At 69.2% G+C, this 25,467-nt stretch carries 23 protein-coding genes; 7 read left to right on the top strand and 16 right to left on the bottom strand.

The window, feature by feature from the left end:
- Positions 1 to 217: 217 nt before the first annotated feature.
- The 3 genes from M3667_RS13355 to M3667_RS13345 form a co-directional block, all read right to left on the bottom strand.
- The gene (locus M3667_RS13355) at positions 218 to 1,195 is read right to left on the bottom strand and encodes a carbohydrate ABC transporter permease (RefSeq protein ID WP_251508692.1); all 978 of its coding nucleotides are present in this window, start codon (positions 1,193 to 1,195) and stop codon (positions 218 to 220) included.
- Positions 1,192 to 2,388: a carbohydrate ABC transporter permease gene (locus M3667_RS13350; protein WP_251508972.1), complete on the bottom strand. Its 1,197-nt coding sequence runs from the start codon at positions 2,386 to 2,388 to the stop codon at positions 1,192 to 1,194. Before M3667_RS13350 ends, M3667_RS13355 begins: the two co-directional genes overlap by 4 nt.
- Positions 2,389 to 2,668: 280 nt before the next feature.
- Complete coding sequence (locus tag M3667_RS13345) at positions 2,669 to 4,003, bottom strand: ABC transporter substrate-binding protein (RefSeq protein ID WP_251508690.1); 1,335 nt, start codon at positions 4,001 to 4,003, stop codon at positions 2,669 to 2,671.
- A 237-nt stretch (positions 4,004 to 4,240) separates the two neighbouring features.
- Between M3667_RS13345 and M3667_RS13340 the strand changes: the two genes are divergently transcribed.
- Complete coding sequence (locus tag M3667_RS13340; protein ID WP_251508688.1) at positions 4,241 to 5,251, top strand: LacI family DNA-binding transcriptional regulator; 1,011 nt, start codon at positions 4,241 to 4,243, stop codon at positions 5,249 to 5,251.
- An 82-nt stretch (positions 5,252 to 5,333) separates the two neighbouring features.
- Here M3667_RS13340 and M3667_RS13335 read toward each other — a convergent pair whose 3' ends face one another.
- From M3667_RS13335 to M3667_RS13315, 5 genes are all read right to left on the bottom strand, one after another.
- Entirely contained in the window at positions 5,334 to 9,959 is a 4,626-nt protein-coding gene (locus M3667_RS13335; protein ID WP_251508686.1) for an ExeM/NucH family extracellular endonuclease, read from the bottom strand.
- Between the two features lie 309 nt (positions 9,960 to 10,268).
- The gene (gene rplL, locus M3667_RS13330; protein ID WP_251508684.1) at positions 10,269 to 10,655 is read right to left on the bottom strand and encodes a 50S ribosomal protein L7/L12; all 387 of its coding nucleotides are present in this window, start codon (positions 10,653 to 10,655) and stop codon (positions 10,269 to 10,271) included.
- 39 nt (positions 10,656 to 10,694) lie between these two features.
- Entirely contained in the window at positions 10,695 to 11,210 is a 516-nt protein-coding gene (gene rplJ / locus M3667_RS13325) for a 50S ribosomal protein L10 (RefSeq protein ID WP_094735742.1), read from the bottom strand.
- A 360-nt stretch (positions 11,211 to 11,570) separates the two neighbouring features.
- Entirely contained in the window at positions 11,571 to 12,557 is a 987-nt protein-coding gene (locus M3667_RS13320) for a hypothetical protein (RefSeq protein WP_251508682.1), read from the bottom strand.
- Positions 12,558 to 12,752: 195 nt separating this feature from the next.
- Positions 12,753 to 13,154 (bottom strand): hypothetical protein, encoded by a 402-nt coding sequence (locus M3667_RS13315; protein ID WP_251508680.1) that lies wholly within the window; start codon positions 13,152 to 13,154, stop codon positions 12,753 to 12,755.
- A gap of 102 nt (positions 13,155 to 13,256) precedes the next feature.
- Between M3667_RS13315 and M3667_RS13310 the strand changes: the two genes are divergently transcribed.
- The 4 genes from M3667_RS13310 to M3667_RS13295 all read left to right on the top strand — a co-directional run bounded on the left by M3667_RS13310 (position 13,257) and on the right by M3667_RS13295 (position 17,395).
- Positions 13,257 to 13,937: a YqaJ viral recombinase family protein gene (locus M3667_RS13310; RefSeq protein ID WP_251508678.1), complete on the top strand. Its 681-nt coding sequence runs from the start codon at positions 13,257 to 13,259 to the stop codon at positions 13,935 to 13,937.
- Between the two features lie 99 nt (positions 13,938 to 14,036).
- Positions 14,037 to 15,731 (top strand): MDR family MFS transporter, encoded by a 1,695-nt coding sequence (locus tag M3667_RS13305; RefSeq protein ID WP_251508676.1) that lies wholly within the window; start codon positions 14,037 to 14,039, stop codon positions 15,729 to 15,731.
- Positions 15,724 to 16,197, top strand: a complete 474-nt coding sequence (locus tag M3667_RS13300) for a MarR family winged helix-turn-helix transcriptional regulator (protein WP_144832766.1) — start codon at positions 15,724 to 15,726, stop codon at positions 16,195 to 16,197. The genes M3667_RS13305 and M3667_RS13300 overlap by 8 nt, the downstream gene beginning before the upstream one ends.
- A gap of 241 nt (positions 16,198 to 16,438) precedes the next feature.
- Positions 16,439 to 17,395 (top strand): NADP-dependent oxidoreductase, encoded by a 957-nt coding sequence (locus M3667_RS13295; RefSeq protein WP_230705189.1) that lies wholly within the window; start codon positions 16,439 to 16,441, stop codon positions 17,393 to 17,395.
- 25 nt (positions 17,396 to 17,420) lie between these two features.
- Here M3667_RS13295 and M3667_RS13290 read toward each other — a convergent pair whose 3' ends face one another.
- A complete protein-coding gene (locus M3667_RS13290) occupies positions 17,421 to 18,308 on the bottom strand; it encodes a LysR family transcriptional regulator ArgP (RefSeq protein ID WP_144832762.1) in 888 nt (295 codons plus the stop codon).
- A gap of 28 nt (positions 18,309 to 18,336) precedes the next feature.
- Here M3667_RS13290 and lysE point away from each other — a divergent pair, with 28 nt between their 5' ends.
- Together lysE and M3667_RS13280 are read left to right on the top strand one after the other, a co-directional pair.
- On the top strand, positions 18,337 to 19,050 hold the full coding sequence (gene lysE / locus M3667_RS13285) for an L-lysine exporter (RefSeq protein ID WP_251508674.1): 714 nt from the start codon (positions 18,337 to 18,339) through the stop codon (positions 19,048 to 19,050).
- A gap of 58 nt (positions 19,051 to 19,108) precedes the next feature.
- Positions 19,109 to 19,384, top strand: a complete 276-nt coding sequence (locus M3667_RS13280) for an acylphosphatase (protein WP_251508672.1) — start codon at positions 19,109 to 19,111, stop codon at positions 19,382 to 19,384.
- On the opposite strand, the gene M3667_RS13275 is transcribed toward M3667_RS13280, so the two are convergent.
- The 7 genes from M3667_RS13275 to nusG all read right to left on the bottom strand — a co-directional run bounded on the left by M3667_RS13275 (position 19,381) and on the right by nusG (position 25,457).
- Positions 19,381 to 20,424: a nitronate monooxygenase family protein gene (locus M3667_RS13275; RefSeq protein WP_251508671.1), complete on the bottom strand. Its 1,044-nt coding sequence runs from the start codon at positions 20,422 to 20,424 to the stop codon at positions 19,381 to 19,383. The genes M3667_RS13280 and M3667_RS13275 overlap by 4 nt on opposite strands.
- Positions 20,425 to 20,426: 2 nt before the next feature.
- Positions 20,427 to 21,203: an amino acid ABC transporter ATP-binding protein gene (locus tag M3667_RS13270; RefSeq protein ID WP_251508669.1), complete on the bottom strand. Its 777-nt coding sequence runs from the start codon at positions 21,201 to 21,203 to the stop codon at positions 20,427 to 20,429.
- The gene (locus M3667_RS13265; RefSeq protein ID WP_251508667.1) at positions 21,190 to 21,855 is read right to left on the bottom strand and encodes an amino acid ABC transporter permease; all 666 of its coding nucleotides are present in this window, start codon (positions 21,853 to 21,855) and stop codon (positions 21,190 to 21,192) included. The genes M3667_RS13270 and M3667_RS13265 overlap by 14 nt, the downstream gene beginning before the upstream one ends.
- A 112-nt stretch (positions 21,856 to 21,967) precedes the next feature.
- Positions 21,968 to 22,771: an amino acid ABC transporter substrate-binding protein gene (locus tag M3667_RS13260; protein WP_251508665.1), complete on the bottom strand. Its 804-nt coding sequence runs from the start codon at positions 22,769 to 22,771 to the stop codon at positions 21,968 to 21,970.
- Between the two features lie 199 nt (positions 22,772 to 22,970).
- Positions 22,971 to 23,663, bottom strand: coding sequence for a 50S ribosomal protein L1 (gene rplA, locus M3667_RS13255; RefSeq protein WP_144832750.1), 693 nt, complete (start codon positions 23,661 to 23,663; stop codon positions 22,971 to 22,973).
- A gap of 11 nt (positions 23,664 to 23,674) precedes the next feature.
- On the bottom strand, positions 23,675 to 24,106 hold the full coding sequence (rplK, locus tag M3667_RS13250; protein ID WP_013585556.1) for a 50S ribosomal protein L11: 432 nt from the start codon (positions 24,104 to 24,106) through the stop codon (positions 23,675 to 23,677).
- 229 nt (positions 24,107 to 24,335) lie between these two features.
- Positions 24,336 to 25,457, bottom strand: a complete 1,122-nt coding sequence (gene nusG, locus M3667_RS13245; protein WP_251508662.1) for a transcription termination/antitermination protein NusG — start codon at positions 25,455 to 25,457, stop codon at positions 24,336 to 24,338.
- Between the last annotated feature and the right edge of the window lie 10 nt (positions 25,458 to 25,467).

Here is a 25,467-nt window from a genome sequence, read left to right as displayed (position 1 = left end):
ATCCGCCCTACTCCGCCCGTGAACGCGATCCACTCACGTAGACGCTCTCTCCTCGCCTTCATGCGAGCGGATGCCGTTCATGCGCGCGCCCGCGGCCGAACGGCCCCGCCACCCGGGCACCCCGCCACCCGGCGCACCCCGCCACCCACCGACCGCCGCGAACGACGAAGGGGCGCGACACCCATGCGGATGCCGCGCCCCTTCGGTCGTGACGGGCTCAGCCCTTCGTCGCTCCGGCCAGCAGGCCGCGCACGAAGAAGCGCTGCAGCAGGAAGAACACGATCAGCGGCACGAGGATCGAGATGAACGTGCCCGCGGACTGCAGGAACCACTGGTCGCCCCAGGTGCCCGACAGCGAGTTCAGCGATTGCGTCAACGGCAGAGAAGACGATGGCGCGAAGATCGTCGCCACCAGCAGGTCGTTCCACACCCAGATGAACTCCAGCACCGCGAACGACGCGAGCGCGGGGGCCGCGAGCGGGAGGATCAAGCGGAAGAAGATCTGCCCGTGACCGGCGCCGTCGACGCGTGCGGCCTCGATGACCTCGGCCGGGATCTCGGCGATGAAGTTGTGCAGCAGGAAGATCGCCAGCGGCATCGCGAAGATCACGTGCGCGATCCACACGGTGGCGAAGCTGTGCTCCACCCCGCGCAGGTCGAAGCCCGGGAAGATCGTGACCTCGTTGATCGTCAGCCCGCGCGAGAACAGGCTCAGCAGGGGCACGAGGGCCATCTGCAGGGGCACGATCTGCAGCGCGAAGATGAAGATGAAGAAGAAGTTGCGACCCTTGAAGTCGATCCACGCGAACGCGTACGCGATGAGCGAGGCGACCGCGAGAGCGAACAGCACGACCGGGATCGTGATCGCCAGCGAGTTCACGAACGACTGCGCCAGCGTCAGGGCGGTTCCGCCCGAGGTCAGCGCGAGACGGTAGTTGTCGAGTGTGAACGCCGGGTCGACGAACACGGTCCACCAGCCGGTGGACTGCGTGTCGGAACCCGGACGGAACGACGTGATGAACAGACCGAACGTCGGGATCGTCCAGAAGAAGGCGATCACGATCGCCGCGATCGTCGCGCCCTTCGAGGTGAGGCGCTTGCGCGCCATGGCCTCGTGCTTGCGCGTGTCGCGGGCGACCTGACGGGCCGAGCGGTTGTCGGTGGTGGGCTCGATCACCACGGTGGAGGTGGTCATCGCACTTCCCTCTGCTTCCGGATCTGGCGCACGTTGAAGATGATCAGCGGCAGCACGAAGATGAACAGCACCACGGCCAGGGCTGCGGAGTGCCCGTAGCTCTGGAATCGCTGCTGCTGGTTGACCATCTCGAAGGCGAGGACGGTCGAGTCGTTACGTCCACCGGTCATGACGGCGACGATGTCGTAGATCTTCAGCGCACCGATCGCGATGGTGGTCAGCACGACGATGAGCGACGAACGGATGCCGGGGACGGTGACGTTGATGAAGCGCTCCCAGGCGCTCGCTCCGTCGAGCTCGGCGGCCTCGTTCTGCTCCGGCGGAACGGCCTTGATGGCCGCGGACAGGATCACCATGGCCAGACCCGTCTGGCTCCAGATGAAGACCACGACCAGCAGAAGGGTGTTCACCAGCGGCGCCGCCGACAGCCACGAGATCGGCTGACCGCCGAACGCCGTGACGATCGCGTTCAGGACGCCGAGCTGGTCGCCCTGGCGGAAGTCGTAGACGAACTTCCAGATGATTCCGGCGCCGACGAACGAGATCGCGAACGGCATGAAGATGAGCACCTTGAGGTACTTCTCGCCGGCGGCCCGGTCGATGAAGACGGCGTAGGCGAGACCGATGGCGGTGGCGATGGTCGGGGCCAGCAGCACCCAGATGAGGGTGTTGATGACCGACCAGAAGCCCTCGGGGTTCGTGAAGGTCCAGATGTAGTTGTCGAGGCCGACGAAGTTGTCGCCCGTCTTGTCGAAGAACGACTGGAAGAACGTCGTGATGGCCGGGTAGACCAGGCCGATCAGCAGGAGGATCGCCGCCGGTGCCGCGAAGAGGATGAGCTGGAACAGGTAGCCGGCGCCCTGGCGCGAGCGGTAGTCGGCGTAGAAGAGGATCGCGCCCAGGAGCACGGCGATGCCGAGCACGTAGACGACCGCGTTCTGGTACGGGCGCAGCAGCATGAAGGCCAGCACCGGGATCGCGAAGCACGCGATCAGGCGGAGCCAGAAGTATCCCTTGCCCGCGCGCGGGGCGTACTCGATGAGCAGCAGCAGGAGGGCCACCACCACGCCGAACACGACGATGACGAGCGGGATCTGCACGAGGGGGCTCAGGCCGCCCAGCCAGATGAAGAAGCTGTTGAGGGAGAAGCCGAGAGTGGTCGGCTTGGTGTCGGCGGGAGCGCGCGTCACCATGAACAGGAAGAGCGCCACCGCGAGGATGAGGCCCACGAGGACCACGATCGTCGTGGTCCGTCTCGTGGCCGGAGTTCCGCGCGATGCACGGGCCTCTCCGCCACGCGGCGGTGGCGACGCCGCCGGCGCCGTCTCCGCGTTCTTGATGTCGGTCATGACGTCCCTCCCGAACACGCCTTCGTGCTCATCGATGAGTGCCCGTTAGCAACAGGGCGGATGAGAAGTATGGACCCGGTGGGCCGCCCGCGTCGCGGACGGCCCACCGGTTGATCGTCCAGGGTCAGTTGTCGTAACCGGCCTGGATGTCGCTCAGCACCTGGTCGGTGGGCGTGCCGTCGATCCAGCTGACCATGCCCTTCCAGAACGAGCCCGAGCCGACGGTGGCCGGCATGAGGTCGGACGCGTCGAAGCGGAGCGTGGTGTTCGGGTCCTGCAGCGTCTTCATCGCCTCGGTGAGGAACTCGCTGGAGGCGAGCGACGGGTCGGCACCCTTGTTCGCGGAGATGACGCCGCCGAGCTTCACGCGAGCGTTGGCGAAGTCGGGGGTCGACATGAACTCGGCGACCTTCTGGACGGCCTCGTTGTCGGAGAAGGTCGCGACGAACTCGCCGCCACCCTCGACCGCCAGCTCGCCTTCCTTGACGCCCGGGAGCAGGAACGCGTAGACGTCGCCGTCGGGGGCGATCGTCGGGGTCGCGCCGGCCGCGGTCTTCACGGTGAGGAAGTTGGCCGAGAGGAACGACGCCTGGTGCGTCATCGGGCAGCTGCCGTCGGCGACCTTCGCGGCCACGTCGGCGAACGCGGTCGAGTTGATGCTCTTGACGTCACCGAAACCGGCGTTGACGTACGAGGGGTTGAGCAGGATGTTGCCGACCGCGTCGAAGGCTTCCTTGATCTGGGGGTCGGTGAACTTGACCTCGTTGGCGACCCACTGGTCGTAGACGTCGGGGCCGGACTGGCGCAGGACCATGTCCTCGATCCAGTCGGTGCCCGGCCAGCCCGACGCGGCGTCGGAGGCGAAGCCGGCGCACCACGGGGCGGCACCGGTCTTCTGCTGGATGGTCTGCGTCAGGGTCATGAGCTCGTCGAAGGTCTTGGGAACCTCGACGCCCCACTCCTTGAACTTCGCCGGCGAGTACCAGACGTAGCCCTTGAGGTTGGCGAGCATCGGGGCGGCGTAGAACTCGCCGTCCTGGGTGCCGTAGGACTTCCAGTCCTCGCCCCAGTACTGGTCGACGTTCTTCGACACGGTGTCGGACGCCTTCTGGACGTCACCGGTGCCGATGAGGGTCTTGAGCAGACCGGGCTGCGGGACGATCGCGATGTCGGGGGCGTCGCCACCGGACACCTTCGTGACGATGTTGCCCTCGAAGCTCTTGTCGCCGGTGTAGACGACCTTGATGCCGGTGTCCTTGGTGAACTGCTCGAAGCTCTGGTTCAGCGCGTCGGCCTCGGTACCGGTGATGCCGCCGGAGATGCGGACGGTCGTGTCGCCTCCCGAGCCGCTGCCGCTGCCGCCGCTGCTGTCACCTTCGGCGCAGCCTGCGAGGGCGATCGCTCCGACCGCCAGCAGCCCGACGGGAGCCAGCAGGCGATACCGCTGTGACATACCCATGTGATCTCTCCTCTTTGAGTTCAGTGGTGCATCGGATCCTGTCAGGAACCGATTCCAGGCAACCGTAGATGCAAACCCGAAGAGTTGCAACCGGTCCCACATCACGAACAGATAACTCCCGAGAATCCGCGGAATTGCGGCCGGGAGAAGACGCGAAACCGGTTCCAGTTTGGGTCGATCTCGGATACGCTTCTTCGACGTCGACACGGACGTCGACCACGGGAAGAAAGATCACGCATGAGCGGAATCGCCGATGTGGCACGCCTCGCCGGGGTGTCGAAATCGACCGCGAGCCGTGCTCTCACGGGCGGCGGCTACGTCTCCGACAGCACGCGCCGACGCGTCGCGGACGCCGCGGAATCCCTCGGCTACGTGCCCTCGACGAGCGCCGTGAGCCTCGCCACCGGACGCACGCGCACGATCGCCCTGATCGTGCCGAAGGTCAACCGCTGGTACTTCGGATCGATCGTCGAGGGCGTCGAACGCACCCTCATCCCCCTCGGCTACGACGTCACCCTGTACGTCGCGGAGCCCGGGTCGGACGATCGCGAGACGCTGTACTCGACCTACCTCGCCAGAAAGCGGTTCGACGGCATCATCGCCGCGGCCCTCGAGCCCGACGACGCCGATCTCGAACGTCTCGCCAACATCGGCAAACCCGTCGTCAGCATCGGCAACCCGCTGACGGGCGTCCCCACCCTCGGCCTCGACAACGTCGCGATCACGCGCAACATCACCGAGCACCTGATCGCGCTCGGCCACACCGACATCGCCTTCGTCGGCAGCACCCCCTCGACCGATGCGCCCGCGAAAGACGTCGACGAACGCTCGATCGGCTACCGCAACACCATGAACGACCACGGCCTGGCCGTGCGCATCCGCAGCGTGCCCGCGACGCTCACCATCACCGACGCGTACGCGGCGGCGGTGTCGTTCCTCGCCGACACGGCGACGCGTCCCACCGGGGTGGTCGCCGCGTGCGACGAGGTCGCGATCGGCGTCATCATCGCCGCGCGCAGGATGGGCATCTCGGTACCGACCGAATTGAGCGTGGTCGGCATCGACGGCCACGACTACGCCGAGATGTTCTCGCTCACCACCGTCGAGCAGTTCCCCGAGGCCCAGGGCGTCGAGGCAACCCGCCTCCTGCTGTCGATGATCGAGGGCACCAGCCAGCCGCCGTGGCGCACGCCCGCCGAGACCCGTCTCGTGGTGCGCGCCTCCACCGCTCCCCCGCGACCGGTCTGAGCCACCCCGGCCCGAACGACCGGCCCCGCAACGACGAAGACCCCGGATGCCGCGGCATCCGGGGTCTTCGTTCGACTCGAGGTCAGTCGGCGTTGCGCGTCGCGCGTCGGCGAACGGCGATGCCGAGACCCAGCAGAGCGAGCGCGGCGAGCACGCCGGCACCCATCCAGGCGGTGTCGGTACCGGTCAGCGGCAGCGCGCCGGGCTGTCCCGGGGTTCCCGGACCGGCGGGCTGCCCCGGCTCGCCGGGCGTGCCGGGCTGTCCCGGGGTGCCCGGGTCGACCGCGGCGTCCGTCACCCGCACGGGCACCGTCACCGTCGTCCCCGTCGCGGTGGTGAGGACCACCTCGAGGGACTCGCCCGCATCAGACGGCACGGTCAACGACACCTGAGCCGCGCCGTCGACCACGGGCACCGTGACCGGGGCCGCGGAGCCGACGGTCGCGGTGAGCTCGGTGGTGAGGGGGCTGCCTAGCGAGGTCAGGTCGAGCTTCGAGACGCCGAAGCTGATCTCACCCCCGCGCTGCACCTCGGCCGGAGCCCCCGTCACCTGCACCGCACGAGCGGCGAAGTCGGGCGTGAGCGCCGGGTTGGCCTGCAGGTAGGCGATCCAGCCGTCGCGGTCGATGAGGCCGGAGTCGCGCGTGTCGGCGCCCTCGGTGAACACCGAGAAGGCGTCACCGCCCTGCAGCAGGAAGCTGAACGTGCCCACCCGGTACTCGGCCTCGGGGGTGACGGCCGCCCCGTCGATCCAGATGCCCGTGATGCGCTCGCCCGCGGGGAGCGACGCGTCGTAGGTGTAGCGGACGTTCTCGGACACCCCGAGCGCGAGCGTCGCGGCACGGCCGGCCTCGTCGCCCCACTGCTGCTCGAGCAGGCGGCGCAGCTGGTCGCCGGTCAACGTCGTCGTGCCGAGGTTGTTCACGAACGGCAGGACCGCGTTGGCCTCGGCGAACGTGATCACTCCGTCGTCGCCCCGCAGCAGCTCGGCGCGCAGCCCACCCGGGTTCACCAGGGCGATGTCGGCACCGCCGCGGTCGGGGTCGGCGAGCGTCGTGCGCAGCGCATCGGCGACCAGGCCGCCCAACGCCGAGGCGCTCGAGCGGTCGTCGCGCGAGCCACCGGTGTACACACCGTCGACGTAGGCGCCGCCGGTGAACGCGGTGGTGATGTCGGCCGTCACCGAACCGACCGGCTGCGAACCGACGCGGTCGGCCTCGGCCAGCGCGGCGTCGACGATGCCGTCGACCTCGGCGACGCGCGGGTAGGTCGCGATCAGCTCGGCGTCCAGCGCCGCGCTGTTCTCGGCGGTCTTCTCGGGGTCGTCCTCGACGGCCTCGGCCGCCAGACGCGGGACGTTACGGGCGGTGTGGCCGACGACCTCGCCGCTCTCGCGGTCGACGTCGAGCACGATCTGGCCGATGTTGGCGCCGTAGCTGCCGGTCTGGAGGATCGGACGCGTGCCCTCACCACCGGGGATCGGTGCCTCCCACACGTACTCCTCGTGGGTGTGACCGGTGAAGATCGCATCCACATCGGCATCCGTCTCGGTCACGATCCGCGCGAAGGCGCCGCCCTCGGCGACGGCCTCCTCGAGAGACTCGCCCGCCGACGCGCTCGCGCTGGCACCCTCGTGGTACTCGGCGACGATGACGTCGACCTGGTCGCGGATCTCGTCGACCACGCGGTTGACCTCGGCCACCGGCTCGCGGAATTCGACGCCCTCGATGCCGCTCGGGGTGACGAGCGAAGCCGTCTCCTCGGTGACGGCGCCGATCACACCGACGCGCAGACCGTCGACCTCGAGGATCTCGTAGCCGGGGAGCATCGGCTGACCGTCGCGGTAGACGTTCGCTCCGAGGTACTCGAAGTCGGCGAGGTCGGAGACGCGCCCGAGCAGGTCGTCGGCGCCCTTGTCGAATTCGTGGTTTCCGACTCCGGATGCCGCGAGATCGAGCGCGTTCAGCACGTCGATCGTCGGCTTGTCACCGGTGTTCGACGACGCGAACAGCGAGGCGCCGATGTTGTCGCCGTTGGAGAGGAACAGCGTCTTGTCGTCACCCCTCTCCGCACGCAGCTGCTCGATCGTGCCCGCGAACTTCACGGTGTTGGCGTCGATGCGCCCGTGGAAGTCGTTGATGTTGAGAAGGTTGAGCTCGGTGGTCGACGACAGGTCGACCCCCACGACGACGGGGTCGTGGTCACTGGACCGGTAGGGCGAGGCGTCGTAGAAGTTCAGCGCGTTGTAGTTGTAGCGGCTGTACTCCAGGGCGAGGGCCTCGACGGCGTTGATGTTCCACACGTCGACGCCGGTCACGAGGTCGCGCGCCGAGGGCGACGCGAGCACGTGGTCGAGCGACCCGGACTGCCCGCTGAACGAGTACGAGTACTTGCCCGTGCCCGCTTCCAGCGGCTCGTAGCCGAACGAGCGCAGCGTCTCGATCGGGTCCTCCTGCGTGTAGGAGTTGAAGTCTCCGAGCAGGAACACCTCGTCGGTGTCGACCTGGGCGGAGCGCTCCTCGGCGAAGGCGCCGAGCGCTTCGGCCTGTCGCACGCGGTCGCCGTTGAAGGCACCCTGCACGCCGTTGGCGTTGTCGCCGGTGGCGGCGGGGCGGCTGTCGCCCTTCGACTTGAAGTGGTTGACGATCGCGAGCATCTTCGCGCCCTCGTCGTCGACCGGCGCGAAGGCCTGGGCGAGCGGCTGGCGGGCGTTGGCGAAGGCCGCGTCGTCGAGGATCACGCTGTCGCCCACCGTGGTCACCACGGCCTTCTTGTAGATGAAGGCCGTGCGGATGACGTCCTCCGACGCGGGCACGGCGGCGGGCGAGGGCACGAAGGCCCAGTCGTCGGCTCCGAGGGCGTCGTTGAGGGCGTCGACCAGCGTCGACAGTGCGGCGTCGCGGTCCTTGCCGAACTGGGCCGAGTTCTCGATCTCCTCGAGCGAGACGACGTCGGCGCCCAGACCGTTGATCGCAGCGACGATCTTCGCCTGCTGACGCTCGAGGTTCTCGGCGTTCGCGGCACCGCGAGGACCGGGGGCGGGGCACGTGTCGGCCGTGATGGGGTTGCCGTCGCGGTCGTCGTAGGTCGAGGTGCACCCGACGCTCTCGGCGGTGGTGGTGAAGTAGTTCAGCACGTTGAAGCTCGAGATCTTCACGCTGCCGCCGACCGGCTCGGGAGCCGAGGTGCGGGTGTTCGCGAAGGTCGCGGGCTGCACCGTCGAGGCGTTGTCGACCGTGAGCTGCTGGGTCGGCTGGAACTTCCACGCGTTGTTGCGGTAATCGAGGACGACCGGCTGTGTGAACGTCACCGGCGCCCCCACGCGCACCGGGTCGGTGAGCGAGACGTAGGGCAGCGGAATGCCCTTGTTCGCGTCGTTCAGGAAGTTGATCGACGCCCCGTCGTCGAGCACCACGGCGCGGGCGTTGTTGTCGGCGACCGCCGCCACGTACTCGGGGGTCGCGGGACGCGCGACGTCTGTGGGGGTGCGCAGCGGCGTGGTCCCGGCGGCGAGACCGACCTCGGCGTACTGGTTGGTGCTGTAGGAATTGGTGACGGTGAAGTCGCCCTGAGGCGCCAGCAGCATCCCCTCGAAGCGCTCGCGCTCCTCATCGGTCTGGGGCCAGCCGATCTCGGCCGGCGACACGGCGTCGGCGTCCTCGGTGAGGACGCTGACCGCAGCGGCATCCGCGGTGATCTGGGTCTGTCCGGAGAACTCGCCCGCCGTCCCGGTCACCTCGACGTAGTCACCCTGCGCGACGAGCGCCGTCGCGGCCGAGCCGTAGACGAAGATCGCGTCGGATGCCGTGTGGGTCGCGGCGTCGACCGCTCCGCCGGTCCCCGGGGTCTGCAAGAAGAACCCGTTGTAGCCGCCCGTGGGGTAGGCGGCGGTGACGATGCCGCGGGTCGTGACGGTCGTGCCGTCGAGCGGCGTCGTGGCGCCCGTGCCCTGGATCTCGCGGATGGGCGTGACGACACCGGGAGCCGGAGCCGAGGGCTCCTCGGTCGGCTCGGGGTCGGGCTCGGGCTCGGGAGCGGGGGTGCCGCCGGCAGAACCCTGGGGCGTGACGGTCGTGGCGTTGGTGAAGTCGGCGGAGTTGTCGTCGGTGTCGACGAAACCCGAACGCACGAGCGAGTTCGGCACGGAGTTGCCCCCGTCGACCGTCGCCGCCGCCGTCTCGAAGCCGACCGCCGAGCCGTAGCCGAGGAAGTCGACGACGCGGTCGTCGTCGACCGAGCCGGCGGGAAGGGCGAGCGACTCCGCCACGTCGGCGAGGAACAGCTGGCCGTTCGTCCCCGAGGGGTTCAGCCCCGTGCTCGCGAGGTCGGCGGCGGGCAGGGCCGCGCCGTTGGCGCCGTTGCCGGGGAGGGCGATGAGGTAGTACCCGCCGGCGGCGATCGAGCCGGTCAGGCTCTGCGTGTTCGCACCGGTCGGCGCGCTCTCACTGGAAGCCGAGCGGTACTGCAGCGACCACCCACTCAGGTCTTGCGCGGTGTCGCCGGCGTTGTAGAGCTCGACGAACTTCTGCGTGAACGGCGCGTTCGCGCTCCCGCCCTTCAGGTAGGCCTCGTTGATCACCACCCGGGGGCCGTCGGCCGCGAAGGCGGGGAGCGGAGCGAGGGCGGAACCGAGCAGAGCCGCGCCGAGGGCGGCACTCAGGACGGTCGTGAAACGGCGTGCGGGCACGCGCGACACATCGGAAGGCATGGGTCTCCAGAAAGCGACGAACGGCGGAACGACGTCGCGTGGGGGGATCGACGGGGGTTCTCAACGACCGTAAACGATCCGCGTACCCTTTTCCCAGACTCACAGGTTTCGGTTGCGTGAACTCCGTTCCGAGGCCCCGACCTGGAACCGCCAAGCCCCGGATGCCGTGGCAACTCGGGCCCCGAAGATGAAACGACGAAGGCCCGGATGCCGTGGCAACTCGGGCCCTGCAGACGAAACGACGAAGGCCCGGATGCCGTGGCATCCGGGCCTTCGTGTGAATCGCGTTACCGCGACCGTGAAGCGTTATTACTTCAGGGTCACCGTGGCGCCGGCCTCTTCGAGCGAAGCCTTGGCCTTCTCGGCGGTCTCCTTGTTCGCGCCCTCGAGCACGGCCTTGGGAGCGCCATCGACGACGGCCTTGGCCTCGCCGAGGCCGAGCGAGGTGAGCTCGCGGACGACCTTGATGACCTGGATCTTCTTGTCACCGGCGGCCTCGAGGACGACGTCGAACGAGTCCTTCTCCTCGACCTCTTCGGCGGGGGCAGCGCCACCGGCGGCGGGACCGGCAACGGCCACGGGGGCGGCAGCGGTGACGTCGAAGGTCTCCTCGAACGCCTTGACGAACTCGGAGAGCTCGATGAGGGTGAGCTCCTTGAACGCGTCGAGCAGCTCTTCGGTGCTGAGCTTAGCCATGTTGTATCTCCTTGATCGGGTTAATCATCCGGGGCCGGGTCAGGCCGCGGTGTCCTGCTTCTCGCGCAGCGCGTCGACCGTGCGAACGGCCTTCGACGGAAGCGCCTGGAAGACGTATGCCGCCTTGGTCATCGTCGCCTTCATCGCACCGGCGAGCTTCGCCAGCAGGACTTCACGGCTTTCGAGATCGGCGAGCTTGTTGACCTCATCCGCGGTCAGAGCGGCGCCATCGAAGTAGCCGCCCTTCACCACGAGCTGAGGGTTAGCCTTGGCGAAGGCACGCAGGCTCTTCGCGACGGCGACAGGGTCACCGTGCACGAACGCGATGGCAGACGGGCCCTTGAGCTCGTCGTCCAGTCCCGTGACCCCCGCGTTAGCCGCGGCGATCTTGGTCAGCGTGTTCTTCACCACGGCGTAATCCGCGTCCTGACGGATGTCGTTGCGCAGCTGCTTGAGCTGGGCAACCGTCAGACCGCGGTACTCGGTCAGCAGAACGGCGGTCGAGCTCTCGAAGTTCTTCGTGAGCTCGGCGACCGATGCATCCTTCTGCGCCATGGCCACTCCTTGTGTGAACGAGGCGCTCCGCGATGGCGGGGCGCCGGCCGAAGACACCGGGGTCTGGACAAAAAAGAAGAGCTCCGGCGCAGGCGCACGGAGCTCGGAAGAGTTTCGTTTACCTGCGTAGGTCCTCTGCTTCTCGGCAGACGCTTCGATCGGAATGCGAGCACTCCGATAACCGACGGTCTTTGGCTTGGCCCAACTCTACCCGATACCCCAGGCCCACGCCAAACCCGCCGACCCGACCCCGCACCGTGACCGCACCCGATCGTCGAGGCCGCACCCGTTCGTCTGCAATCGAATGCACCGCCGTCAAACGAGTGCGCCCTGACGGCGGCGTCGCAGACCGTCGTGGAGTCACGGCGGCGGATGCACACCGAAAGCGGACAGGCGCGCAGCAAGAGTCTCCGGGGTGGCGATGTCGGCGAAGCCCCCGCGGCACAGCCGCCATTGCGTGACGCCCCGGATCCAGTCTTCGCGCCGTTTCTCCTCGAGCATCACGTCCTCGATCGAGCGCCCCTGCCTCATGGCGACGTCGCGGTACTTCACCTCGCCGTCGAACTCCCAGAATGTGCGGACCTGACGCAGCCCGAGATCCACGAAGTAGTCCGAACCTCGCGGCCCGGCGACGACCACCTGCAGATCGAAGTCACGGAAGCCGAGCCGGTACAACTGGAGCCGGCTCACGCTCTCTCCGGGCAGCTCCGCACGACCGTCGGCGAACTCGACGACCCAACTCGCGTCGCGCACACCCCGCTGCCCCCGCGCACGGGCGACCCGCTCCCGCAGTCGCTGACGCCAGTCGTCCTGCACATCGGCACGGAACCGCCGACGTTCCACCGCGGCGCGTCGAAGAGCCCCGTCGACACACGACAGGGCCATCTCACGCGCCTCGGTCCGAGAGACGTCGAATACCGTCCGCTCGATCGAGGTGCACCGGATGCCGTCGACGTCAACGACGTCGTCCTCGCTCAGCGCACTCGTGTGCCGGCGGACGTACGACCCGCTGGGCGGGTGCGCAGAGCGAGGGACCACCATCTGCACGCGCTGCTCGCGGAATCGGTACAGGGGAAGACCATGGAGCACCGCAGCGGAGAGGTGGGAGACGACGCCCTCCGCACCCCGTGCCCTGTCGACAGCCGCCAGCACGGCGAGGCGATGGCGGTCGACGGGCCGCGCAGACACCCACGTGTCGCGCGCGACGTACACGCCGGGCTGAATGCGCGTCCACGCCGCCCGGTCGCCGTCCTTCCTCAGCTCCGCCTCCGACACCCCACGATCCCGCAGCTCGGCGCGCGTGAACAGCGATCGTCGCGCGATGACGACCTTCGACTCCCAGGGCATCCGCCCACCCTGCCCCCCTCGAAGACCCACCCGTGCTCGCTGTCCACAAGCCCGGTCCTGTGCAGAAGCGGCGCACGCCACCGAAGACGCATCCGATCACCCAGGACGCACCCGTGGGGCGACGGATCGGTACGTCGTCGGCAGACGAATGCGTCCTCGGCGACCGCAGCCGGCGACGGCGCCCATCCGCCCGCGTCAGGAGACGCGGGGCTCGGGCAGCAGAGCGCGGGTCATGCGCACGATGCGCGACGGGGTGCGCGCACCCAGCCACACCGTGCACACCGGCGCGTCTCCGCACGCCCACTCCGCGCACCACGCGTGGATCGCCTGCGCGAGCCTCTCGCCGCGCGGACGCAGATCGCCGTCGATCGTGCGGTCGAGCCAGCTGACGCGACCGTCACCCGCGTCGACGACGCCGACCTCGGCGGCGCCGCACACCTCGACGACGACGGTCAGGTGCACGGAGGGCGAGAGCGCGGCGGCGATCCGACGCATCTCGGCGACGTTCTGCGCGTCTCCCCCGAGCAGCACGGCGCCCTCGATGTCGCACCAGCGGCCGCCGTCGGGGCGCTTCGCGGCGTGATGTTCGGCAGACATGCAGACAACTTAGGGCACCCTTACCTACGGCACAAGACCTCGGATGCCGACGCGCCGCGCCTCGCATGCGCTCCACGGGCGAGCGGGGTTAGGGTCGAACGCATGTCCCCCGAGCTCGTCGCATCGCGCAGCGCCGACCTCGACGCCCGCATCGTCGCGGACTCGCGGGATCGCGTCGCCTGGATCCGCGCGCGCAGCCGGGGCATCACCGCCACCGATGTCGCGACGCTGACCAGCCACAACGCCATCGCGCGGGCGGCGGATGCCAAGCTCATGGGCTCGAACTTCTCGGGCAACGCCTTCACGGCGCACGGTCGTCGTCGCGAGCCCGAGATCGCCGCGTGGGTGGCGGCGACTCACGGCATCCGCCCCTCCTCCGCGCTGTACCACGCGGTCGTCGAGAAGCGCCATCTGGCGACGCCCGACGGCGTGGTCGTCGACGGCGAGGGCCGCATCGTGCTCGCCGAGATCAAGACGACCAACAAGGCGTGGCGCTCGATCCCCAAGACTTATATGCGTCAGATCTGGTGGCAGCAGCACGTGCTCGGCGCCGAGCGCACCCTCGTCGCCTGGGAGCAGCACGACGGCTTCGTGCCCCTGCACGACGAACCGCGGTGCCAGTGGATCGACCGCGACGAGCGCGAGATCGCCAAGCTGGTGGGTCTCGCCACCTCCTTGATCGACGAGCTGTACCGCCGCACGACGAGTGCGCGTCAGCCGCGCCCCGAGCCGGTCCGGCCCGAGCCCACGGAGAGGTACCGCGCTCTCGCACTCCTCGATTAATAGTTGACGGAAGTCAAGCATCAGGCGTATCGTTGACATCAGTCAACTAATCGCGCCATCGTCGTCGCGGCATCCGTCCCCCTCTCGTGGAGCTCCCGCATGACAACCTCTTCCCCCGAGGCGCCCGCACAGCGGCGCGTCCTCCCGGCCCTCATCGGCCTGCTGCTCGGCACCTTCGTGTCGATGCTCGCCTCGACCGTCGTCTCGACGTCGCTGCCGGTCATCGTCCACGACCTGTCGGGCGACCAGAACGCCTACACCTGGGTCATCACCGCGACCCTGCTCACCACCGCGATCTCGACCCCGATCTGGGGCAAGCTCGCCGACCTGTTCAACCGCAAGGTGCTCATCCAGATCGCCATCGCGATCTTCGTGCTCGCCACCGCGGCCGCCGGGTTCTCGCAGAACACCGACATGCTGATCGGCTTCCGCGCGGTGCAGGGCCTCGGCGCCGGCGGTCTCGCCGCCCTCAGCCAGGTGATCATGGCCGACATCATCAGCCCGCGCGAGCGTGGCCGGTACATGGGCCTCTTCGGCGCCGTGATGGCCGTCGCCACCGTCGGCGGCCCGCTGCTCGGCGGTGTCATCACCGACGCCTTCGGATGGCGCTGGAACTTTTTCGTCGCCCTTCCCTTCGCCGTCGCCGCCCTGCTGATCCAGCAGCGCACGCTGCACCTGCCCGCCCGCGCGACGCGCAAGGTCAAGATCGACTACCTCGGCATCGTGCTGCTCTCGGCCGCCGTCTCGCTGCTGCTCGTCTGGGTGACCAACGCCGGCAGCACCTTCGAGTGGGCCAGCACCGAGACCATCCTGATGGTCGGCGGAGCGGTCCTCGCCGCGATCCTGTTCGTGGTCGTCGAGCTGCGCTCCTCCGAGCCCCTCGTGCCGCTGACCCTGTTCCGCGACGCCACCTTCACCCTCGCCACGATCGCCTCGATCGCGACCGGCCTGGCGATGTTCGGCACCTCGGTGTTCCTCAGCCAGTACATGCAGATGGCCCGCGGCGCCACGCCCACCGAGGCCGGCGTCATGACCATCCCGATGATCGGCGGCCTGCTGGTCTCGTCGATCGTCGTCGGTGCGCTCATCTCGCGCTTCGGCCACTGGAAGCCGTTCCTCATCACCGGCGGCGTGCTGCTGATCGCGGGGACGTTCCTGCTGTCGACGATCCACTACGACACCAACTTCGCGCTCGTGTCGCTGTACATGGCCCTGCTCGGTGCCGGTGTCGGCATGACGATGCAGAACCTCGTGCTCGTCGTGCAGAACACCGCCAACCCCAGCCAGATGGGTGCGGCCAGCTCGGGAGTCACGTTCTTCCGCAGCCTCGGCGGCACGATCGGCGTCTCGGTCATGGGTGCGGCCCTGGCGAGCATGGCGACGAGCCTGTTCACCGACCGCGCGGCCGACCTGCAGGCCGCGATCATGGGCCTGGGCGAGAAGGGCGCCGCCGTCGCCCAGACGCTGCAGTCGGGAGCCATCCCCCAGGTGTCGACCCTGCCCGAGAGCGTGCGCGTGATCGTCGAGGACATCTACGCCCAGTCGATCGCCCACTCGTTCCTCATCGCGGTGCCCGTGGCGATCGTGAGCCTCATCGCGATCGTGTTCCTGCCGAACCGTCCCCTCACCCGCATGACGACGACGGAGCGCGTCGCCGCGAGCGAAGCCGACCTCGCCACGGTCTCGGTCCCCGAGGCGATGGCGACGCTCTCGGCCACGGGAACGATCCCGACTCAGGATGCCGCCTCCCCGCGCCGCGCACGTCGTGACGCCGGGATGGGAGAGGATGTCTGACGTGAAGAGCGAAACGGACGACGAGCGCCGCGAGGCCGTACAGGCCCTGGAATCGTCGTTCTCGGAGCTCATGACCGTGTTCCGCCGCTTCGTCTCCGAAGCGGCGGAACGCGTGAGCCCGGGGATGCTGCCGGCGACGTTCAAGGCCCTCTCGGTCGTCAGCCGCTTCGGACCGCTCACCCTCTCGGCCCTGGCCGAGCGCCTCGCCGCCGACAAGGGATTCCTCAGTCGCGGGATCAGCGAGCTCGAGGATCTCGGACTCGTCACCCGCACGCCCGACCCGAACGATCGTCGTTCGCGCCTGATCGCCGTCACCGAGCTCGGGCACACCCGCTTGGCCGATGCCCGCGCCCCGCACGAGAGCCGCCTCTACGACGCCATCGCCGATTGGACCATCGGCGACATCCGTCACCTCTCGACGCTGCTGCACGCCCTCGCCGTCGGCGAAGTCCCCTCGCGCGACTGACCGGCAGCGGGGGCCGACCGCGGAGGGCATCGGGCGATCCCGGATGCCGTGGATCCCGGCCCTCGACGGGCTTCGCGACACGGTGACCGACGCGTAACACCGGCGAGACAATGGCGCGATTGACTGGGCGGACCGCAGCGAAGTCGCTGCGTAGCGACGTCACGAGAGAGAGCGCCCGATGAGATTCCGATCGACGCGTCCCGAGGCCGCCCTCCAGCCCGCCCCCGCGCTGCCCGAGACGATGCGAGCGGTGGTGTTCGATGCCCCCGGTTCCGCCGAGGTGCTCCGGGTCGCCGACGTCGCGGTCCCCACTCCGGTGCTCAGCGAGGTCCTCGTGCGGGTGATCGCCGCCGGCGTCAACCCGATCGACGCGAAGACCCGCGCGGGACGCGGCATGTCGGCTGCCATCGACGCGTGGCCGGCCGTGCCGGGGTTCGACGTGAGCGGCGTGGTGGTGCGCACCCCCTTCGACGCGCACCCGTTCCCCGTCGGCACCGAGGTGTACGGCATGGCCGCCTTCCCCCGCACCCCCGGGACCTCGGCCGAGTACGCCGTCGTTCCCACGCTTTCGCTCGCCCGCAAGCCCGCCTCGCTCTCGCACGTCGAGGCCGCCGCCGTCCCCCTGGCCGCGCTGACCGCCTGGGGACTCGTCGTCGAGACGGCCCTCGCGCACCAGGGGCAGCGCATCCTCATCCACGCCGGCAGTGGCGGGGTGGGGCACTTCGCCGTGCAGTTCGCCGCCTACTTCGGCGCGCACGTCATCGCGACCGGCTCGACGCGCAACCTCGAATGGCTCCGCGAGCTCGGAGCCGCCGAGGTCGTCGACTACACCGCGACGCGCTTCGAAGACGTCGTCCACGACGTCGACGTGGTCATCGACCTCATCGGCGACGTCTCCGACGACACCGGCACGCGCTCCCTCGAGGTGCTGCGCCCCGGGGGCCTGCTCATCGAGGTGCCGACCGGCGCATGGCCGGGCTTCCGCGAGGCGGCCGCGGCCCGCGGCATCCGTTCGACGGACTACAAGACGATCCCCGACGGCGGCGCCCTGGCGACCATCGCCCGCCTGCTCGATTCGGGTGCGGTGCGGGTCTACGTCGAGCACGTGTTCGACCTCGCCGATGCCGCCGACGCGCACGTCGAACTCGAGCGCGGGCACACGCGCGGCAAGATCGTCCTCTGCGTCAGCGACGACTGACCGGCGGATGCCGCGGAGCCGGGGGTCACCCGGCTGCGAGCATCCGCCGCCCCTCGCCGACGATCTCGTCGGCCACCTCGTCGAGCAAGGGAGAGGTGAGGTTCCACTGCTGCCAGAACAGGGGCACGTCGACCGGATCGGCACCGAGCCGCACGAGACGACCCTGGGCGAGCCCCTCGGCGGACTGGAATCCGGGGAGAAGCCCCCACCCGAGCCCGAGCCCGACCGCTGCGGCGAAGTCCTGCGAGGCGGGCACGCGGTGCCGCGGAGGATCCGCCGGCGAGACCCCGCGCCGCAGGAGCCACTGCGTCTGCAGGTCGTCTCGTCGGTCGAAGTCGACGATCGGCGCCACCGCGAGCGCGTCGGCGTCGACCCCCCGAGCGAACCACCGCTCGGCGAACCCCACGGTCGCCACCGCTTCGTAGCGCAGCACCCCGAGTGAGCGCACCCGGCACCCGGCCACCGGGGTCTCGCGCGAGGTGACGGCGGCCATGACCGTGCCGCTCTCGAGAAGCCCGGCCGTGAAGTCCTGGTCGTCGCGGTGCAGGTCGAACACCACCGCGCGGCGCGCCGCCACGCGCGCCAGCGGGGGCAGGAACCACGTCGCGAGCGAGTCCGCGTTGACGGCGAGGGCGACGGATGCCACCGAGCCCTCCTCCGCGCCCAGGGCGGCCAGGGCGTCGTGTTCGAGCAGGGCGAGCTGGCGGGCGAGGCGCACCACGGCGTCGCCGGCCTCGGTCGTGCGTACGGGCTTGGACCGCACGAGCACGACGCGTCCGAGTTGGTCCTCAAGCGCGCGCAGCCGCTGGCTCACCGCCGACGGGGTGATGTGCAGGCGTCGGGCGGCGGCGTCAAGGGTGCCCTCGTCGACGACGGCGGCGAGGGTGCGAGCGAGATCGAGCGGGACCGGCATGAAGCGATGCTAATGGTTCATCAGAATAATGAGCTGTTCTTTTCTTCTGGGCGACCGTAGCGTCGTCGTCGTGCTCCCCTCCGTCTTCGCCGGTCTCGGCCTCGGCCTGTCGCTCATCGTCGCCATCGGCGCCCAGAACCTCTTCGTGCTGCGCCAGGGCATCCGGCGCGAGCACCTGCTCGCCGTGGTCGCGGTGTGCGCTCTGTCCGATGCGATCCTCATCGTGCTCGGCGTCTCGGGCGTCGGGCTCGTGCTGCAGGCCGCACCGTGGCTGCTCACGGTCGTGCGCTGGGCGGGGGCGGCGTTCCTCGTGGGGTACGGCGTGCTGGCCGCGCGGCGCGCCCTGCGTCCGAGCGGTGAGACCCTGCGGGTCGACGGGGGCGCGGCATCCGCCCCCTCCCCCCGCACGGAAGACACCGGCGGCACGGCCGTGCGCACCCGTCCGGCTCGAACGACCCTGGCCGCGGCCCTCGCGACGTGCCTCGCCCTGACGTGGCTGAACCCCCACGTGTACCTCGACACGGTGTTCCTGCTGGGCTCGGTCGCCTCGACCCACGGCGACGATCGGTGGGCCTTCGCTCTGGGCGCCTGCGTGGCGAGCGTCCTGTGGTTCACCTCGCTCGGCTTCGGCGCCCGCTGGCTCGGACGGTGGCTCGACACCCCGCGCGCGTGGCGCATCCTCGATGCGGTGATCGCCGTGGTGATGTTCGCGATCGCGATCTCGCTCGTCCTGCCGCACTGAGCGGCGATTCGCCGGCCGAGAGGCATCCGCGGCCCACGGGGACGACGAGAATGGACCTATGCGCACGGCGACGATCACGGTGAACGGACGTGTACAGGGCGTGGGCTTCCGCTACGCACTGCACGACGAGGCGCAACGGCTCGGAGTGCGCGGATGGGTGCGCAACCGCCGCGACGGCTCGGTCGAGGCGCAGGTGGCCGGCGATCCCGATGCCGTCGAAGCCCTCATCGCCTGGGCGCACGAGGGTCCGTCGACGGCCCGCGTCGACGACGTCGATGTGATCGAGGGCACGACCGATCCCGGCGACGGGTTCGAGATCCGCGCGACCGCCTAGACGGACAGACCCGCCCGCAGCTCGGCGAGCACGTCGGCGGCATCATCCAGACGCGCGAGGCCCGCAGCCTGGCCCGCCCAGAGCGAGAGCAACTCGGCGTCTCCGCTCGCCGCGGCGGCCTGACGGAACACTCCCGTGAGCCAGTTCTGCGCCGGGAAGGGCGCGATCTCGCCGGACTCCTCGATCGCCCGCACCGCCTCGTTGGGCACTCCGCGCGCGAGCCGACCGCTCATCGCCGTCGTCAGGACGGTGGTGGTGTCGGAAGCCGAGACGATCGCCTCACGGTGCGCCGGCGTCGCCGCCGACTGCCTCGTGCGCAGGAACGCGGTGCCGACCTGCACGCCCTCGGCCCCCAGCGCGAAAGCCGCGGCGACACCGCGACGGTCGGCGATGCCCCCCGCCGCGATCACCGGCACCCCCACGGCGTCGACGACCTGGGGCACGAGGGCGAACGTGCCGACGAGCGACGCCGAGGCGTCGCGCAGGAACGAGACCCGGTGACCGCCCGCCTCCATTCCGGTCGCCACGATCGCGTCGACGCCCGCGGCTTCGAGCGCGTGGGCCTCGGCCACCGAGGTGGCCGTGCCGATCACGCGGATGCCGAGCTCTCGCGCGGTCGCGAGGGTCGTGGCATCCGGAACCCCGAACACGACGCTCAGCACGTCGGGGCGCGCGTCGAAGACGGCCTCGAGCTGCTCGGCCACGGGCGGGATGAAGGCGCGCGGAGCCGCGGGGCGGGAGACGCCTGCGCGCGCGAAGAGGTCGCCCGCGGCGTCGACGTATCGCCGGACGTCGACGTCGTCGGGGGTGACCTCGTCGCCCCGCGGCATCCACAGGTTGACGGCGATCGGCCCCTGGGTCGCCGCGCGCAGAGCAGCGACGGTGTCGCGGATGCGCTCGGGCGCGTAGCCGTAAAGGCCGAAGGACCCGAGCCCGCCTCCCTCGCTCACCGCGGCGGTCAGCTCCACCGACGACAGACCGCCGAACGGGCCGAGCACGATCGGCACCTCGACGCCGAGCACCTCCCGCAGACGCGACATGATCAGTCCATCGGTCGCAGGAGTCGGTCGAGGAAGCGCTTGGTGCGCTCCATCTTGGGCTGACGCAGGATCTCGGACGGAGTGCCCCGCTCGACGATCACTCCCCCGTCGAAGAAGAGCACCTCGTCGGCGACTTCACGGGCGAAACCGAGCTCGTGCGTCACGATGACCATCGTCCAGCCCTCGGCGGCGAGCTCGCGCAGCACCGTCAGCACCTCGCCCACGAGTTCGGGGTCGAGGGCACTGGTGGGCTCGTCGAAGAGCAGCAGCTGAGGCTGCAGCGCGAGAGCGCGCACGATCCCCACGCGTTGCTGCTGGCCACCGGAGAGCTCAGAGGGATAGGCGTCGCGCTTCTCGGCGAGGCCGAAGCGGGTCAGCAAGGTGTCGGCGCGGGCGATGGCTTCGGCCTTCGCGACGCCGTGCGCCTGCGTCGGCCCCTCGATCACGTTCTGCAGCACCGTCAGGTGCGGGAACAGGTTGTGGTGCTGGAAGACCATCGCCGACTTGTCGCGCAGCGCCGTGCGGTCGGCCTTCGACACCTTGCCGCCGAACTCGACCACCGGACCCTGGTCGAACGCCACGACTCCGGCATCCGGGGTCTCGAGTCCGTTCAGGCAGCGCAGCACCGTCGTCTTGCCCGACCCCGATGGGCCGATCAGCACGAGCACGTCGCCGCGGCGCACCTCGAGATCGACGCCGTCGAGCACGCGGTTCGTTCCGAAACTCTTCTGCAGCCCGGTCGCTGCGAGCAGCGGAGCGGACGGGTCAATGGGCGACATGGCGGTCCAGCCTCTTCTCGAGGGCGTTCTGCCCGAACGACAGCACCAGGCAGAACAACCAGTAGATCAACGCCGCCTCGAGGTAGACGGCCAGGAATTCGTACGAGAACGCCGCGATGTTCTGCGCCTGACGAAGGAGCTCGGTGACGAGGATCACCGACGCCAGCGACGTGTCCTTCACCAGCGAGATGAAGGTGTTCGACAACGGCGGCACCGACACCCGGGCCGCCTGCGGGAGGATGATGCGGGTCAGCGTCTTGGTCGGCGACAGGCCGACGGTGTGCGCGGCCTCCCACTGGCCGCGCGGGACGGAGAGGATCGCAGCGCGGATGATCTCTGCGGCGTAGCCGCCGACGTTCAGCGAGAAGGCGATGACCGCCGCCGGGAACGGATCGATCGTGAGCCCCACCGACGGCAGGCCGAAGAAGATCACGAACAGTTGAACGAGCAGGGGCGTTCCGCGGATGACGGAGATGTAGAACCGGGCGATGCCCGACAGCACGATGTTGCGCGAGAGGCGCATGAGCGCCATCGCCAGGGCGATCACGAGACCGATCGCGAACGAGGCGAGCGAGAGGGGGATCGTGCCCGTGATGCCGGCCAGCAGCATGGGCCAGAACGATTCGACCAGGAGCGGCCAGACGTCGTTCATGGACTTCCTTCCTCGCGCGGGCGCGGATCACCCGCGGCGGACGCCACAGCGGATCATCCGCCGTCCACGCTACGGGTGGGTGGCAGATGATCCGCGGGGCTTTACATCGGGCTTACTGGGTGACGTCTTCGCCGAAGTACTTCTCGCTGATCTGCGCGAGAGTGCCGTCGGTGCGAAGCTCGTCGAGGGCGCCGTCCACGGCATCCGCCAGCTTGTCCTGGCCCTTCTTGAACGCGAACGCGCTCTCGGAGGTGTCGTCGGTCTGCGCGGCGATCTTCAGGCCCGTGGGGCTGTTGGTCTTCTCGTAGTCGAGGTAGGTCAGCTGGTCGTTGACCGTGGCGTCGACGCGACCCTGCTTGAGCAGCGCGACGGCCTGCGCCCATCCCTCGACGGCTTCGACCTGAGCGCCGCTCGAGGTCGCGAGCTCGTACCAGTTGCTGGTGAGCGACTGCGCGGTGGTCTTGCCCGACAGGTCGGCGAAGCTCGAGATGGCGTTGTCGTCTTCGGTGGTGACGATCACGCCGCGCGACACCGTGTACGGCGAGCTGAAGTCGTACTTCGCCTGACGGTCGGGGTTGATCGAGACCTGGTTGGCGATGACGTCGAAGCGACCCGCATCGAGGCCCGCGAAGATCGCGTCCCACTGGGTCTCCTGGAACTTCACCTGCAGGCCGAGCTTGTCGGCGACGGCCTTGGCGATCTCGACGTCGAAGCCCGTGAGCTCGCCGGCACCCTCGTGGTACGAGAACGGGCGGTAGGTGCCCTCGGTGGCGACGGTCAGCGTGCCGCCCGAGACCAGACCGAGGTCGGCGCCGGCGGCGGAGTCGGTCGTGGAGGAGCCGCCGCTGCAGGCGGTCAGCGCGAGGGCGCTCAGGCCCAGGGTGGCGGCGAGGACGGTCAGACGGCGACGGGGCATAGCTGTTCCAGACATGTGTGGTGTGGGGGTGGCGCGGTGCGGCGCCGGACGTGGTCGGTGCGCGAGCGCACCCTCCAGCAGAACACGTCGCGGCGGCGGAGTCTTCCCGGATGACGCTGTATTGCACGATCGTGCACGCACCGGGAACGCAGAAGCCCCGCCGCGCAAAGGCGCGACGGGGCTTCCGAAGTGACGGATGTCACATGATGGAGTTGACGTCCAGCGGGATGCCGGGGCCGAATGTGGTCGACACGGCGCCCTTCTGGATGTAACGGCCCTTCGAGCTCGACGGCTTGAGGCGGACGATCTCCTCGAGAGCGGCGGCGAGGTTCTCGTCGAGCTGCTCAGCGGTGAACGATGCCTTGCCGACGACGAAGTGCACGTTGGCGTGCTTGTCGACGCGGAACTCGATCTTTCCGCCCTTGATCTCCTCGACGGCCTTGGCCGGGTTGGGGGTCACGGTGCCGGTCTTGGGGTTCGGCATGAGGCCGCGGGGTCCGAGGACCTTACCGAGGCGACCGACCTGGCCCATGAGCTCGGGCGTGGCGACGGCCGCGTCGAACGCGGTGTAGCCGCCGGCGACCTTCTCGATGAGCTCGGTGCCACCGACCTCGTCGGCGCCGGCGGCGAGAGCCGCCTCGGCCGCGGGGCCGTTGGCGAAGACGATGACGCGCGCGGTCTTACCCGTCCCGTGGGGCAGGATGACCGTGCCGCGGACCATCTGGTCGGCCTTACGGGGGTCGACGGCGAGCTTCAGCGCGACCTCGACGGTCGAGTCGAACTTCTTCGAGCCGGTCTCCTTCGCGAGGGCGACGGCCTCGGTCGGGGTGTAGAACGTGTCGGCCGCGATCTTCTCAGCAGCGGCGCGGAATGCCTTGGACTTGGTAGCCATTGTTATCTCCCTCAGTCCTCGACCGTGATGCCCATGGAACGGGCGGTGCCGGCGATGATCTTCGAGGCGGCCTCGATGTCGTTCGCGTTCAGGTCGGGCTGCTTCGTGGTGGCGATCTCGCGAACCTGGTCCTTGGTGAGCTTGCCCACCTTGACCGTGTGGGGCGTCGACGAGCCCTTGGCGAGACCGGCGGCCTTCTTGATGAGCTCTGCGGCGGGGGGCGTCTTCAGGATGAACGTGAAGCTGCGGTCCTCGTAGACGGTGATCTCGACGGGGATGACGTTGCCGCGCTGGGCCTCGGTCGCCGCGTTGTACGCCTTGCAGAACTCCATGATGTTGACGCCGTGCTGACCGAGCGCCGGACCGATCGGGGGCGCGGGGTTGGCCGCACCCGCCTTGATCTGGAGCTTGATCAGGCCGGTCACCTTCTTCTTGGGTGCCATATCCTTTTCCTCTCTCGAGCGGGGCCGTGGCGGCTCCCTCTCTCCCGCACACCCGGCGGATTCCGGGCAGCGGTCGTCGCGCGCTGACGCACGCAACCTACCCATCATACGCGACGTGACGCCCGTCGGCATCCCGCCCTCCCGACGCGACGAGCGCGGCGCCCGCCGGCAACGGCGAACGCCCCGCCGGACGAGCCGGGCGGGGCGTTCGCGAAGACGCGGGTGGGCGTCAGACCATCTTGGTGACCTGGTCGAACGACAGCTCGACCGGGGTCTCGCGCTCGAAGAGCGACACCAGCACCGTGAGCTTGCCGCTCTCGGGCTTGATCTCGCTGATCGTGCCGGGAAGACCCGCGAACGAGCCTTCCTTGATCGTGATCGTCTCGCCGGTCTCGAAGTCGACCTCGGCCGGGATGACGCGCTGCGCGGTCGGAGCACCCTTGACGGCGCCGCCCTTCGCGGGAGCGGTTTCTTTGACCTCGACGAGGCTCTTCAGCATGTTGAAGGCCTCTTCGAAGCGCAGCGGCGTCGGGTTGTGGGCGTTGCCCACGAAGCCCGTGACACCGGGGGTGTGACGCACGACCGACCAGGTGTCTTCGTTGAGGTCCATGCGCACCAGCACGTAGCCGGGGATGCGCACGCGATTGACCATCTTGCGCTGGCCGTTCTTGATCTCGACGACGTCCTCCATGGGGACCTCGACCTGGTAGATGTCGTCCTCGACCTCGAGCGTCGACTTGCGCTGCTCGATGTTGGCCTTCACCTTGCGCTCGAAACCGGCGTAGGAGTGGATGACGAACCACTTGCCGGGGAGCGAACGCAACTCGGCGCGGAACGCCTCGTACGGGTCGGCGTCTTCGTCGGTCTCTTCGGCGTCGACATCGGTCGCGGCGTCGGCCGGCGACTCGGACGCCTCGGCCTCGTCGACGACGGATGCCGCGGCGGTGACCTCGTCGACGAAGTCCTCGTCGAGCACGGGCGCGTCGGGCTCGCCGTTGATGTCGGGACCGTCGTAGGGGGTGACCTCGTCGGCGGCCTCGGCGGCCTCTTCGGCCTGCTCCTCGGCGAGGGCGTCGGTGAGCACCTCGGCGGCGGCCTCGGCCTCGCTGGTCTCGTCGATCTCGAGAGCGTCGTTCACGATCGCGTCCGCCTCCGGGTCGGTGATGTCGATGTCGCCGAGGTCGGCGTCGTCGGTGTCGGTCTCGTCGACGACGTGCACGGCGGAGTGCTCGGCCGAGTCGGAGGCGCGCTCCTGCGATTCGAGCACGTTGCCTTCTTGGGCCTCGTCGTCCTCGCTGGACTGCTCGGCTGCCGTCGCCCAGTCGGCGTCGTCGACATATCTTTCAGACACTGTGATCTCT

It is taken from the genome of Microbacterium sp. P26, assembly GCF_023712585.1.
In the GTDB taxonomy this organism is placed as follows: domain Bacteria; phylum Actinomycetota; class Actinomycetes; order Actinomycetales; family Microbacteriaceae; genus Microbacterium; species Microbacterium algihabitans_A.
This window is presented reverse-complemented; position numbering and strand designations above follow the sequence as displayed.